Here is a 12523-nt window from a genome sequence, read left to right as displayed (position 1 = left end):
TGCGGTCTTGGAACCGCACCAATGTAGCGATTCGTCCACCGACCGGCGGCGGTCGTCGCGACAGCGAGCGGCTACGCGCCCGCGGCGGTCCAGGGGGCGAGCGCGGCGCGCACGTCGTCCGGGATCGCGGTCTTCGTCATCGTCGCGGCATCCACGAACACGTGGCGGATCGAGCCGGCGACGAGCACCTCGCCGTCGCGGACGACGTCGATCGCGCAGGTCATCGCGGTCGTCCCCAGCCGCTCGACGGTGAGCGACAGGTCGAGCAGGTCGTCGAACCGCGCCGAGCCGAGGAACCGCGCCCCGACCTCGCCGACGACCATGTCCAGGCCGCGGTCGGTGAGCGCGTCGTAGCTGCCGAACGCGGCGCGCCACAGCTCCGTGAGCACGACGTCGAAGTACGCGACGTAGTTCGCGTTGAAGACGATGCCCTGCGGGTCGCACTCGCCGTAGCGCACGCGCAGCGGCGTCACGAACGCGGCCACGCCACCCCTACCCCTGTTGCGCGGGGACGCAGAGCACCGCGTGGTGCACGGTGACGAGCCGCTCCCCGACCGCGGGCACGAGCCCCAGGCCGGCGCGCATCGCCCACTTCGCGGTGCCCGCCGCGCGCTGCACGGGCGTCGTCGCGAAGTACGTGTGCACCGCGAGCGGCAGCGGATCGCTGAGCCGGGCCACGACGCGCAGGCCGGCCTCGGCGACGAACGCGTCGACCTGCGCGCGGTCGAAGCGGTGCAGGTGCCCGATCTCCTCGGCGTGCGCCCGCTTCACCGGCCGCCCGGCGGACACGTTGTTCTCCAGCGGCACCTCGACGACGACCGCGCGGCACACGCGCGCCGTCTCGCGCAGCGTCGCCGCCGGGTGCGGGACGTGCTCGATCACGTGCGAGAGGATCCCGAGGTCGAACGCGCCGTCCTGCGCCGGGAGACGGCGGCCGTCGTAGCCGTGCACCGCCGCGACCCCGGGCTGGTTGCGCGCGATCTCGACCGCGGTCGACGACAGCTCGAAGCCGACGTGCGTGGTCCCGAAGCGGCGGCGGGCCAGCTCGGCCAGCATCGCGCCGTCGCCGCAGCCGACGTCCGCGACCGTCGCGGGCGTCACCTTCGCGCGCCGGCAGAGCGTCATCACGTGGTCCGCCTTGGGCCCCGCGCTCAGGGCGCGCCAGCGCCGCGCGCGCTCCGCGTCCTGCGGGGTGGCCGCGGCCACGTAGCAGTCCTCGTAGAACTGCTCGAGGTCCTCGATCTGCGCCATCTGTCCCGGCACGGTACCGACCGGCTCAGGCCGACGGGTCCGGGGCCCGACGCACGAGCTGCGAGGCGACGAACAGCAGCAGCAGTCCGAAGCCGATCTCCACGGCCCGCTCCGGGAGCGCGTTGACGAGCACGACCCCGAGGATCGAGCCCGGGATCGCGAGACCGCCGACGAGCAGCCCGTCGCGCAGCCGCAGGTTGCCGTAGCGGTGCTGGCGCCACGCGCCGACGATCGCGACCGGGACGATCGCCAGCAGCGACGTGGCCTCCGCCTCGACGTGCGTGAGGTCGAGGAACAGCACCAGGCCGGGGACGAACAGGGCGCCGCCGCCGATGCCGAGCATGCCGGCCATCGCCCCGGCGCAGAAGCCGACGAGGATCGCGGCGACGGTCACGGGACGAGGAAGTCGATCGCGACGACGGTGATCAGCGCGGCGAACAGCAGGCTGACCGCGCGCGGCGGGACGCGCTGCTGCAGCCACGTGCCGGCGAGCACGCCGGCCACCGCGGGGACGCCGACGAGCAGTCCCTCCTGCACGTGGACGTTGCCGTACCCGCCCTGGGTGGCGGCCGCGACGGCGGCGATCAGGACGATGGCGGCGAGCGACGTGCCGGTCGCCTCGCGCTCGCCGAACCCGAGCCAGAGGATCAGCAGCGGGACGATCACGGTGCCCCCACCGACGCCGAACAGCCCGCTGAACAGCCCCGCGGCGGTGCCGATGACCGCGAGGGTGAGCGTTCGGCGGCGATCCACGATCGCCATACTAGGACGGTGCCAGCGGATCACGTCCTCGCCGACGATGCCGCCCTCCGGGCCGCTCTGGCCCCGTTCGTCGACGACCCCCGGCGTGCCGGGGTGCTGCTCGACGTCGACGGCACGCTCGCCCCGATCGTCCGCCACGCCGACGACGCGCACGTCCCGGAGCCGACGCGGCTGCCGCTGATCGCGATCGCCCGGCGCTTCGGGCTCGTGGCCTGCATCAGCGGACGCCGGGCGAGCGTCGCGCGGCGGATCGTGTCGCTCGGGTCGATCACCTACGTGGGCAACCACGGCGGCGAGGTGCTGCGCGGCGGGGCCACGTCGGTCGACGTCGTGCCCGAGATCGCGGAGTGGACGGGCCGCGTGCGCGCGTTCGCCAAGGACGTGTGGAGCGACGAGCTGCTGCGGCTGCGCATCCGCGAGGAGGACAAGGACACGATCGCCGCCTACCACTGGCGCGGCGTGCCCGACGAGGCGGCGGCGCAGGAGGCGATGGAGGGCGTCGCCGACCGCGCCCGCGCGGCGGGGCTGGCGACCCACTGGGGTCGCAAGGTGCTGGAGGTCCGCGCGCCGGTCGAGGCGACGAAGGGCACCGGCATCCGCAAGCTGCTCGAGGCGCACGACGTCGACGTCGCGCTGTTCGCGGGCGACGACCGCACCGACGTCGACGCGTTCGACACGCTGCGCGAGCTCGTCGCCGAGGGCGCGCTGCGCGCCGCGCTGTGCGTCGGGGTCACCTCCGACGAGACCCCCGACGAGCTGACCGACGGCGCCGACCTGCTCGTCGACGGGCCGGTCGGGGTGCGCACGGTGCTCGAGGTCCTCGCCGACGCGACGGCGGCCTGAGCGCGAGCGATGCGGTTCACGGACCTCCTGCGCACGACCGTCCTGCTGAGCGCCGCGGCGGCGACCGCGCTGGCGCTCGTGACCCTCGGCGCGGCGACGAGCGAGCAGGACGAGAACATCGTCTGGGTGTCGGCCGGCTGGTGGATCCTGGCGTCGCTGATCGGCGCCTGGCTGGGCCGCCACGAGGACGCGTCCCCGGCGATCGGCCGGCTGCTCGCCGACAGCAAGGCGGCGACGATGATGCCCGAGCAGCGCCCGGGCGCGATCGTCGTCAACCGGCTGTGGCCGCTGATCTTCAGCACCGTGGCCGCGGGCGGCATGGCGGTCCTCGCCCCGCAGGTGCCGGCGGTGGCCGCGGGCTTCACGCTGATCTGGGCGCTGTCGTGGCGCCGGCAGCACCTCGCGGTCCGGGCGATCGAGGAGCGCGACGGGGTGACGTTCCACGTCGACCCGACGTCGCCGCTGCGCGCGATCCGGCTCGTGCGCACGCCGGGCTTCCGGCGCGAGCGCCGGATCAGCTGACGAGCGACACGAGGCCGACGAGCCCCGGGGCGATCACGAGGGCCGGGAGGAAGTTCCCGACCTTGACGTCCTTGAGCGCCAGCAGCTTCAGCGAGATGCCGATGATGAGGACGCCGCCGGCGCTCGTGAGCGCGGCGAGCGCCTCGCTGCCCTCGGCGAGCACGTTCTCGAACACGCCCGCCCCGAGCGAGATCGACCCCTGGTAGAGGAGCACGGCGAGCGCGCTGAACGCGACACCCGGCCCGAGCGACGCGGTCAGCGCGATCGACGCGAACCCGTCGAGCAGCGCCTTCGTGGCCAGCGCGTCGTAGTCCCCGGTCAGCCCGTCCTGGATCGAGCCGACGACCGCCAGCGGCCCGACGCAGAACAGCAGCGACGCGGTGAAGAACGCCTCGCTCACGGTCGAGCCGGTCGCGTCGCCGCGGCTCGTGCGGGCCTGGATGCGGTCCCCGAGCCGCTGGAGGCGGTCCTCGATGCCCAGGGCCTCCCCGACCAGGCCGCCGAGGAGCACGCCGCCGAGCACGTAGAGCGGGCTCGTGTCCTGCCAGGCGAGCGCGAGGTCGACCCCGAGGACGAGCGTCACGAGGCCGAGCCCGGCGAGCACCCGATCCTGCAGGGACGGCGTCAGCCGCGCCCCGACGAGCCAGCCGACGAGCGTGCCCGCGAGGACGGTGCCGACGTTGATGAGCGTGCCGGTCATGCACGGCGGAGCGTCGCAGAGCGGCGCCGCGTGCGAGGCTTCGGGTCCGTGGCGACCCCCTGCGACATCCTGCTCGTGGCCCTCGGCTCGACCGGTGGCCTCGCCGCCGCGGAGGACGAGCTGCTCGGCGGCCTGCGCCGGGCGGGCGCGGACGTCTGGGTGGTGCGCAGCTCCCCGCCGCGCGACGTGCGGACGCTCGCGCTGACCGACCTGCAGTGGGCGCGCGCGGCGCGGCGCGCCGCGCAGGCCGGGCTGCTCGGCCATCCGCCGCGGCACGCGGTCGTGTTCTCCACGGTGACCGGCGCGCTGCTGTGGCCCGACGTGCCGGCGGGCGTGCGGCGCGCGATCCGCTACGACGCGCCCGCCGCGGCGAACCGGCCGGGCCGCCACGGCCTGTGGCAGCGGGGCGCGGAGCGCCGTCGCCTGCAGGAGGCGGAGCTGCTGCTGCCGCAGTCCCCGGGCACGCTGGAGGAGTCCCCGGTGACGACCGTGCCCGCGATCGTGCTGCCGATCCCGGTCGAGCCGTCGGCGCCGGACCTCGACGGTCCACGCGATCGCGCCGCGGTCACCTACGCGACGAACTGGCGCAAGAAGGGGCTGGACCGGGTGCTGGCCGCGTGGGCGTACGCGCGGCGCGACGGCGAGACGCTCGCGGTGGTCGGCGCGAGCCCGGCGCAGGTGCTGGACGCGGCGCGCGAGGGCGGCATGACCGGGGTGCCTGCGGGGGTCGAGGTCCATCCGACGCTCGCGCCGGCGGAGTACCGGGCGCTGCTGCGGCGGGCCCGCGCCTACGTGACCGCGCCGCGCCGCGAGGACTACGGGCTCGCGCAGCTCGAGGCGCTCGCCGACGGCTGCGCGCTCGTGAGCACCGACGCGCCCGGCCCGTACGTGGCGGTCGAGCTGGCGCGCCGGGTCGACGCCCGCTGGATCGTCGCGGACGACCGCACCCCGCACGTGCTGGCCGCCGCGGTGCGCGCCGCGCTCGACGGCCGCCCGGCGGATCTCGTCGCGCGCACGCACGCGGTGCTCGCCCCCTACCGGCGCGCGGCGACCGACCGCGTGATCGCCGAGCAGGTCCTCCCCGCGCTGACCGCGCGCTGAGCGTCAGCGGCGACCGGCGCGCAGCGCGAGCAGCTCGTCGAGCGGCAGCGTGTTGGCGATCGCGTCCGGTCCGAGCCCGGCGCGACGCGCGGTCGCGACGCCCCAGCGCTTGTTGTCGAGCGTCGTGGTGCGGTGCGCGTCGCTGCTGATGATGAGCTTGACGCCCGCGTCGACGGCGGCCCGAGCGTGCACGTCGTGCAGGTCGCGGCGGCGCGGCGAGCCGTTGATCTCCAGGAACGTGCCGGTCCGCGCGGCGGCCTCGATGATCGCGTCCATGTCGAGGGCGTAGGCGGCGCGCTGCTCGATCAGCCGTCCGGTCGGGTGCCCGATCGCGTCGACGAGCGGGTGCTCGATCGCGCGCACGATCCGGTCGGTCATCTCCTGCGCGGTCATCGCGAACGACGTGTGCACGGACGCGACGACCCAGTCGAGCTGCGCGAGCAGGTCGTCCTCGTAGTCGAGCGTGCCGTCGGTGAGGATGTTCACCTCGCTGCCGGCGAGCAGCGTGATGCCGTCGAGCTCGTCGCTGACGCGCCGCACGGCCGCCATGTGCGCGACGAGCTCCTTCGGGGAGACGTCGTTGCCGAAGCCGTGGGAGGCGGAGTGGTCGGTGACCGCGAGGTACTCGTGGCCGAGCGCGAGGGCGGCCTGCGCCATCTCGCGGATCGTGCCGTGCCCGTCGCTGGCGGTGGTGTGGGAGTGCAGGTCGCCGCGGAGGTCCTCGACGGTCACGAGGGTCGGCGCCACGAAGTCCCGGGCGAGCTCGCCGCGGTTCTCGCGCAGCTCCGGCTCGATGTACGGGAGGCCGAGGAGCGCGTAGACCTCCGCCTCGGTCTCGCAGTGGTGCGTCTCGCCGGTCGCGTCGTCGGTGACGCCGTACTCGCTGACGTGCAGGCCGCGCTTCACGGCCGCCTCGCGGAGCGCGACGTTGTGCTGCTTGCTGCCGGTGAAGTGCTGCAGGAGGTTGCCGAACTGGGCGGGCGCGACGATCTTCAGGTCGATCGACAGGCCGCTGTGCGTGCGCCCGCGGGCGCCGGCGTCACCGATCCCGCCGGCGGACTCGAGCAGGTCGAGCTCGGCGAACGCCTGCGCCAAGGCGGCCGGGTCGGACGCCGTGGCGATGATGTCGAGGTCCTTGACGCTGTCGACCCAGCGGCGGGCGGACCCGGCCAGCTCGACGCGCTCGGACGCGGGGTGCTCGCGCAGCGCGGCGAGCACGGGCTCGGCGATCGCGAGCGCGTCGTGGAGCGGCACGCGCCCGCGGGGCGCCTCCCCGGCGCCCGCGTCGAGCGCGGCGAGCACGGTCGCCTCGAACTTCGGCCCGAAGCCCTTCACCGCGCGCAGCGACTGGCTCTCGGCCGCCGTGCGCAGGGCGTCGAGGGAGTCGATCCCTAGCTCGTCGAAGAGCTTGCGGGCCCGCTTCGGGCCGAGGCCGGGCAGTCGCGTCATCTGCACGAGACCGGCGGGGAACTTCGCGCGGAGCTTCACCGTCGCGGGGATCTCGCCGGTCTCGACGAGCGCGACGAGCTTCTCCTCGAGCGTCTTGCCGATCCCGGGGATCTCGGTGACCGTGCCCGCCCGGACGCGCGCGGCGATCGACGTGGTCGCGTCGCGGACCGCCTTGGCGGCGTTGCGGTACGCGGTGACGCGGTGGATGATCGCGCCGTCGAGCTCGTAGAGGTCCCCGAGCTCGTCGAGCAGGGCGGCGATCTCGGCGTTCGTCGGGTCGGGCATCTGACCGTCTAGCCTACGCCGCCGTTGCCCGTGCCGATCCCCGCACTGCCCTGGCTGGTCCTGCCGACGTTCAACGAGGCCGAGAACGTCGAGCGGATCGTCCTCGCCGCCCACGCGGTGCTGTCGGCGTGCGCCCCGGACGGCTTCCGGATCCTCGTGGTGGACGACTCCTCCCCCGACGGGACGGGCGCGATCGCCGACCGGCTCGCGGCCGCGCACGCGGAGGTCGAGGTGCTGCACCGCACGGAGCGCGACGGCCTGGGGCCCGCCTACCTGGCGGGGTTCGCGCACGCGCTGGAGCGCGGGGCCGCGTACGTCTTCGAGATGGACGCGGACTTCAGCCACGCCCCCGCGGACCTCGCGCGGCTGCTCGCCGCCGTCCGCGACGGCGGGGCCGACGTGGCGCTCGGCTCCCGCTACGTGCCGGGCGGCAGCGTCACCGACTGGGGCCTGGTGCGGAAGGTCGTGAGCCGCGGCGGGTCGTGGTACGCGCGGCGGGTGCTCGGCCTCGCGGTGCGCGACCTGACCGGCGGCTTCAAGTGCTTCCGCCGCGAGGTGCTGGAGGCGATCGACCTGCCGACCGTGCGCTCGCACGGGTACGCGTTCCAGGTCGAGCTGACCTACCGGGCGGTGCAGCAGGGCTTCACGGTCACGGAGGTGCCGATCGTGTTCCGCGACCGGGAGCTCGGCCAGTCGAAGATGTCGCCGACGATCGCCGTCGAGGCGATGTGGCTCGTGCCGCAACTGCGCCGACGCGGCCGCTGACCCGCTCAAGCCCGCGCGGCCGGGCGCCGATGCGGACCCCAGATGGCGCGCGCCGACGACTTCGTGCTGGTCCAGGGGATCCGCGACACCCGCGGGACGCTCGCGCGCTGGAACGCGGCGCCGTGGCCGGTGCTGCGCGGCTGGCTGCTCGGCTCGGTCCTGGTGACGGTGGCGCTGCTGGCCGCGGTGCTGGCGATCGCGCTGGTGTCGACGCCGGACGCGACGCCGCTGGCGTTCCCGGGGCTGAACGTGCCGGCGGGGATGGACGACGTCGTCCACGTGCTGCAGCGCAACGCGCTGGTGCTGGCCCTGCACGGCTTCGCGTGCGTGGCCGGGTTCATCGCGGGCAGCTCGATGCCGATGGAGGCGCAGCGCTACACGGGCGCGGTCCGCTGGGTCCACGACAAGGCCGGCCCGCTGGCGATCCTGTTCGTGGCCGCCGCGACGGCGTTCTCGCTGATCACGCAGGCGCTGGTGCTCGGCTCGGGCGCGAGCACCCTGGCCGCGCAGGGCGGGATCAGCCCGGCGCTGCTGCTGCTCGGCCTGCTGCCGCACGCGCTGCCCGAGCTCGTGGCGCTGTTCCTGCCGCTGGCGGCGTGGATGATCGCGAGCCGCGCCAAGGACTGGCACGAGCTGCTGGCGGCGACGGTGGTGACGGTCGGCCTCGCGGTCCCGGTGCTGGTGGCTTCGGCGTTCGTGGAGGTGTACGTGAGCCCGCACGTGATCCTCTTCCTGCGCGGCTGAACGACCGTCCCGCAGAGGCGCGGGGCCGGCTCTGTCATGCTCGCGGGACCCCGCGTGCGCGAGGCGCTATACTTTCTGAAGTGCCCCGTCCGGGGCCCGACGATTCCGCGAAGGAGCTGACCGTGGCACACCTCCCCGAGGTCACCGACAACAATTTCCAGGCCGAGGTCATCGAGGCGGACCTCCCGACCCTCGTCGACTTCTGGGCGCCCTGGTGCGGCCCGTGCCGCGCGGTCGCCCCGGTCCTCGAGGAGATCGACGCCGAGCGCGACGACGTCCGCGTCGTGAAGCTCAACATCGACGACAACCAGCAGACGGCCGCGCAGTTCGGCGTCATGTCGATCCCGACGATGATCCTCTTCAAGGCCGGCCAGCCGGTGAAGAAGATCGTCGGCGCCCAGCCGAAGAAGCGCATCGAGGCGGAGCTCGAGCCCGCGCTCGCGTAGCGCACCGGCCCGCCCGCAGGACCCTTCGAGGGCCCCGTCACGCGACGGGGCCCTCGGTCGTTCAGCGGTCCGGGAGCGCGCGCACGCGGGCGTCCGGGTCCGCGCGTCCGTCGGTGAAGCGCACGCCCTCCCGGCGCAGCCGCCGCGCCACCCGGTCGGGGTCGTCCAGGGCGGTCGGGCCGATCCTCCCGTCCGCCTGCAGCACCCGGTGGGCGCCGGGGACGGCGTCGCGCACGAAGCGCCGGTTCAGGCCGCGGGCGTGCTCGAGCGTGCCGCCCGCCGCGCGCGCGACGTCGCCGTAGCTCATCCAGCCGCCGCGCGGGATCGCCGCGACGATCGCCGGGAGCCGGGTCGGGTCCCAGTCGTGGTCTTCCTGCTGCTGCTCGGCCATGGCGGCCGCACCTCCTCGTGGTCGGATTCTCGACCACTAGGGCGAGCGGGTGTCCGCTCGCCCCCGGGGTGCGGCTCAGGCCTTCGTGACGCCGATCGCCAGCGTCGCGCCGTCGATCGTCGTGTCGGTCCGGTAGGCGGCGTCCGCGACGCCGTCGGTGGCGTCGGTCGCGTAGGCCGTCGCGAGCACCTCGCCGGCGATGACCGCCTCGAACTCGCGGGCGACGCCGAGCAGCCCGTCGTCGCCGCCGAGCGCGAGGCGGATGCGGTCCTCGACCTCGAGGCCCGCGTCCTTGCGCGCGTTCTGGACCGCCCGGACGATCTCGCGGGCCTGCCCCTCGCGGCGCAGCTCCTCGTCGACGGTGAGGTCCAGGGCGACGGCGTGGGAGCCCTCGCGCTCCAGCTGGTAGCCCTCCAGCGGCTGCATCGCGAGCGTCAGGTCGTCGGCGCCGAGCTGGTGCTCGTGACCGCCGACGTGCACGCCGACGGTGCCGCCCTCGCGCAGGGTCGCGGCGACGTGCGCCGGATCCAGCGCGGCGATCGCGGCCGCCGCCTGCGGCATCTCCTTGCCGAAGCGCGGGCCGAGCGCGCGGTAGTTCGCCTTCAGCTCGTAGGAGCCGAGCTCGTCGGCCTGCTCGACGAAGCGAATCGCCTTGACGTTCAGCTCCTCGCGGACGACGTCGGCGTGCGCCTCGATCGCCTCGCGCTCGCGGCCCGCCGCGACAACGACGGCCTCGCGCAGCGGCTGGCGGACCTTCACCTTCGCCTGCCCGCGCGCAGCCAGGCCCATCCGCACGGTCTCGCGCGCGGTCGCCATCGCCTCCTCCAGCGCGACGTCGCGCGGACGCTCGCCGGACTCGACCGCCGGCCAGTCGCACAGGTGCACCGAGCCGAGCTCCCCGTCGAGGTTGTCGTAGATCTCGTCGGCGACGAACGGCGTGAACGGCGCGAGCAGCTTCGCGGTCGTCAGCAGGCACTCGCGCAGGGTGGCGAACGCGTCCGCGTCCCCGTCCCAGAAGCGGCGGCGGGAGCGGCGCACGTACCAGTTCGAGAGGTCGTCGACGAACGCCTGGATCGCCCGGCCGCCGAACGTCGCGTCGTAGTCGTCGAGGCGCTCGGTGACCTCCGCGACGGTCGCCGCGAGGCGCGACAGGATCCAGCGGTCGAGCTCGGCGCGCTCGCCGGCCGGCCGCGCGACCGCGCCCGCCGTGGGCTCGTAGATCGTGAGGAAGCCGTAGGTGTTCCACAGCTGGCGCAGGAACACGCGCACGCCCTCGCCGATCACCGAGCGGTCGAAGCGGTAGCCGTCCCACGGCTGCTTGGCGGTGAAGAAGTACCAGCGCAGGGCGTCCGCGCCGAACTCGTCGAGGACCTCCCACGGCGGGACGATGTTGCCCTTGCTCTTGGACATCTTCTCGCCGTGCTCGTCGAGCACGAGCCCGAGGCAGACGACGTTCTCGTAGGAGCTGCGCCCGTACAGCAGCGTCGACACGGCGAGCATCGAGTAGAACCAGCCGCGCGTCTGGTCGAGCGCCTCGCAGATGTACTGGCCGGGGAAGTGCGCCTCGAACTCCTCGCGGTGCTCGAACGGCGCGTGCAGCTGGGCGAACGGCATCGCCCCGGAGTCGAACCACACGTCGATGACCTCGGGGACGCGGCGCATCGTCGCGCCGGTCTCGGGGTGCGGGAAGGTGACGTCGTCGACGAACGGCCGGTGCGGGTCCTCGAGCGTGACGCCGGAGAGCTCCTGCAGCTCGGCGAACGAGCCGACGACCATCCAGGTGTCCGGGTCGTCGTCGCTGCGCCAGACCGGCAGCGGCGTTCCCCAGTAGCGCTCGCGCGAGAGCGCCCAGTCGACGTTGTTCTCCAGCCAACGGCCGAAGCGCCCCTCCTTGATGTGGGGCGGGTACCAGCTGATCGTCTCGTTGGCGGCGAGGAGCTGGTCGCGGATCTGCGAGGTCCGGATGTACCAGGACGGCTTGGCGTAGTAGAGCAGCGGGGTCGAGCAGCGCCAGCAGTGCGGGTAGGAGTGCTCGTAGTCCTCGGCGCGCAGCAGCCGGCCGCGGGCCTCGAGGTCGGCGACGAGGTCGCGGTCGGCGTCCTTGACGAAGCGGCCCTCGTAGCCGGTGATCCGCTCGTCGTAGGTGCCGTCGAGCCGCACCGGGTTCACGACGGTCAGTCCGGCGGCGGTGCCGAGGCGGTAGTCGTCCTCGCCGAACGCGATCGCGGTGTGGACGATGCCGGTGCCGTCCTCGGCGGTGACGAAGTCCCCGAGCAGGACGGAGTGCGCCTTCTCGCCCCACTCCGCGGACGGGATGAAGTCGAACGGCGGCTCGTAGCGCAGGCCCTCGAGCTGACGGCCGGTGAAGGTCTCGACGACCGTGCTGGCCTCGCCGAGCACCTTCTCGCGCAGGGCGGCGGCGAGCACGTAGACGTCGGTGTCGCCGTGGCGCTGGGCGCGCACGTACTCGAGGTCGGGGTCGACGGCGAGCGCCGCGTTGCTCGGCAGCGTCCACGGGGTCGTGGTCCAGCCGAGCAGCACGTCGCCCTGGGTGACGGGGCCGTGCGAGGCGGCGGCGACGAAGCGGACGTACACCGACGGGTCGACGACGTCCTTGTAGCCCTGCGCGACCTCGTGGCTCGACAGGGCGGTGCCGCAGCGCGGGCAGTACGGGACGACCCGGTGCCCCTCGTAGAGGAGGTCCTTCCCGGCGATCTCCTTCAGCGACCACCACACCGACTCGACGTAGGTGGCGTCGAGCGTGCGGTACGCGTGCTCGAGGTCGACCCAGAAGCCGATCCGCTCGGTCAGCGCGTTCCAGTCCTCCAGGAACGTGAAGACGGACTCGCGGCACTTCGCGTTGAACTCGGCGATCCCGTACGCCTCGATGTCCGACTTGCTCGTGAGGCCGAGCTCCTTCTCGACCTGGATCTCCACCGGCAGGCCGTGGCAGTCCCAGCCGCCGCGCCGCTGCACGTGGTGGCCGCGCATCGTCTTGAAGCGCGGGAAGATGTCCTTGAAGACGCGGCTGAGGACGTGGTGCACGCCCGGCTTGCCGTTGGCGGTCGGCGGACCCTCGAAGAACACCCACGGCTCGGCGCCCTCGCGACGGCGCATCGACTCCTGGAAGACGTCGCGGTCGCGCCAGCGCTCGAGGATCCGCTGCTCGAGCTCGGGGAAGGACTGGGCGGGATCGACCGGACGCTGCGCCATCCGGTGATTGTCTCAGCCGGACGCCGCGGGGGGCGGCCGCCCGGGCCGCGG

Annotated in this window: 14 protein-coding genes; 6 read left to right on the top strand and 8 right to left on the bottom strand. The window is 74.0% G+C overall.

Going from position 1 to position 12523, the window contains the following annotated elements:
* Positions 1–71 precede the first annotated feature (71 nt).
* The 4 genes from C7Y72_RS06820 to C7Y72_RS23900 are packed head-to-tail and all read right to left on the bottom strand — an operon-like array spanning position 72 to position 2004.
* Positions 72–485 carry an acyl-CoA thioesterase gene (locus C7Y72_RS06820; RefSeq protein WP_107567963.1) on the bottom strand — a complete coding sequence of 138 codons (414 nt, stop codon included), beginning with the start codon at positions 483–485 and terminating at the stop codon, positions 72–74.
* Between the two features lie 7 nt (positions 486–492).
* On the bottom strand, positions 493–1251 hold the full coding sequence (locus C7Y72_RS06815) for a class I SAM-dependent methyltransferase (protein WP_107567961.1): 759 nt from the start codon (positions 1249–1251) through the stop codon (positions 493–495).
* Between the two features lie 25 nt (positions 1252–1276).
* Complete coding sequence (locus C7Y72_RS23905) at positions 1277–1645, bottom strand: sulfite exporter TauE/SafE family protein (protein ID WP_233243758.1); 369 nt, start codon at positions 1643–1645, stop codon at positions 1277–1279.
* Complete coding sequence (locus C7Y72_RS23900; protein ID WP_233243756.1) at positions 1642–2004, bottom strand: sulfite exporter TauE/SafE family protein; 363 nt, start codon at positions 2002–2004, stop codon at positions 1642–1644. Before C7Y72_RS23900 ends, C7Y72_RS23905 begins: the two co-directional genes overlap by 4 nt.
* Positions 2005–2022: 18 nt before the next feature.
* Here C7Y72_RS23900 and otsB point away from each other — a divergent pair, with 18 nt between their 5' ends.
* The gene (gene otsB, locus C7Y72_RS06805; RefSeq protein ID WP_233243754.1) at positions 2023–2856 is read left to right on the top strand and encodes a trehalose-phosphatase; all 834 of its coding nucleotides are present in this window, start codon (positions 2023–2025) and stop codon (positions 2854–2856) included.
* 9 nt (positions 2857–2865) lie between these two features.
* Positions 2866–3378: a hypothetical protein gene (locus C7Y72_RS06800; RefSeq protein WP_107567959.1), complete on the top strand. Its 513-nt coding sequence runs from the start codon at positions 2866–2868 to the stop codon at positions 3376–3378.
* On the opposite strand, the gene C7Y72_RS06795 is transcribed toward C7Y72_RS06800, so the two are convergent.
* Positions 3371–4078 (bottom strand): DUF554 domain-containing protein, encoded by a 708-nt coding sequence (locus C7Y72_RS06795; protein WP_107567957.1) that lies wholly within the window; start codon positions 4076–4078, stop codon positions 3371–3373. The two genes, C7Y72_RS06800 and C7Y72_RS06795, sit on opposite strands and share 8 nt — an antisense overlap.
* Before the next feature lie 48 nt (positions 4079–4126).
* On the opposite strand from C7Y72_RS06795, the gene C7Y72_RS06790 reads away from it, so the two are divergent.
* The gene (locus C7Y72_RS06790) at positions 4127–5179 is read left to right on the top strand and encodes a glycosyltransferase (RefSeq protein WP_158276698.1); all 1053 of its coding nucleotides are present in this window, start codon (positions 4127–4129) and stop codon (positions 5177–5179) included.
* 3 nt (positions 5180–5182) lie between these two features.
* Here the strand turns inward: C7Y72_RS06790 and polX are convergent, their stop codons facing one another.
* A complete protein-coding gene (polX, locus tag C7Y72_RS06785) occupies positions 5183–6913 on the bottom strand; it encodes a DNA polymerase/3'-5' exonuclease PolX (protein WP_107567953.1) in 1731 nt (576 codons plus the stop codon).
* A 24-nt stretch (positions 6914–6937) separates the two neighbouring features.
* Between polX and C7Y72_RS06780 the strand changes: the two genes are divergently transcribed.
* From C7Y72_RS06780 to trxA, 3 genes are all read left to right on the top strand, one after another.
* Positions 6938–7678, top strand: a complete 741-nt coding sequence (locus C7Y72_RS06780) for a polyprenol monophosphomannose synthase (protein ID WP_349016811.1) — start codon at positions 6938–6940, stop codon at positions 7676–7678.
* A gap of 42 nt (positions 7679–7720) precedes the next feature.
* Complete coding sequence (locus tag C7Y72_RS06775) at positions 7721–8422, top strand: stage II sporulation protein M (RefSeq protein ID WP_107567951.1); 702 nt, start codon at positions 7721–7723, stop codon at positions 8420–8422.
* A 122-nt stretch (positions 8423–8544) separates the two neighbouring features.
* Positions 8545–8868 carry a thioredoxin gene (gene trxA, locus C7Y72_RS06770; protein WP_107569654.1) on the top strand — a complete coding sequence of 108 codons (324 nt, stop codon included), beginning with the start codon at positions 8545–8547 and terminating at the stop codon, positions 8866–8868.
* Positions 8869–8929: 61 nt separating this feature from the next.
* On the opposite strand, the gene C7Y72_RS06765 is transcribed toward trxA, so the two are convergent.
* Together C7Y72_RS06765 and ileS are read right to left on the bottom strand one after the other, a co-directional pair.
* Positions 8930–9259 carry an MGMT family protein gene (locus C7Y72_RS06765; RefSeq protein ID WP_107567949.1) on the bottom strand — a complete coding sequence of 110 codons (330 nt, stop codon included), beginning with the start codon at positions 9257–9259 and terminating at the stop codon, positions 8930–8932.
* Between the two features lie 75 nt (positions 9260–9334).
* A complete protein-coding gene (ileS, locus tag C7Y72_RS06760) occupies positions 9335–12472 on the bottom strand; it encodes an isoleucine--tRNA ligase (RefSeq protein ID WP_107567946.1) in 3138 nt (1045 codons plus the stop codon).
* Positions 12473–12523 lie beyond the last annotated feature (51 nt).

It is taken from the genome of Paraconexibacter algicola (assembly GCF_003044185.1).
GTDB lineage: Bacteria > Actinomycetota > Thermoleophilia > Solirubrobacterales > Solirubrobacteraceae > Paraconexibacter > Paraconexibacter algicola.
Note: the sequence above shows the minus strand (reverse complement) of the source record. Positions and strands in the feature narration are given on the sequence as shown.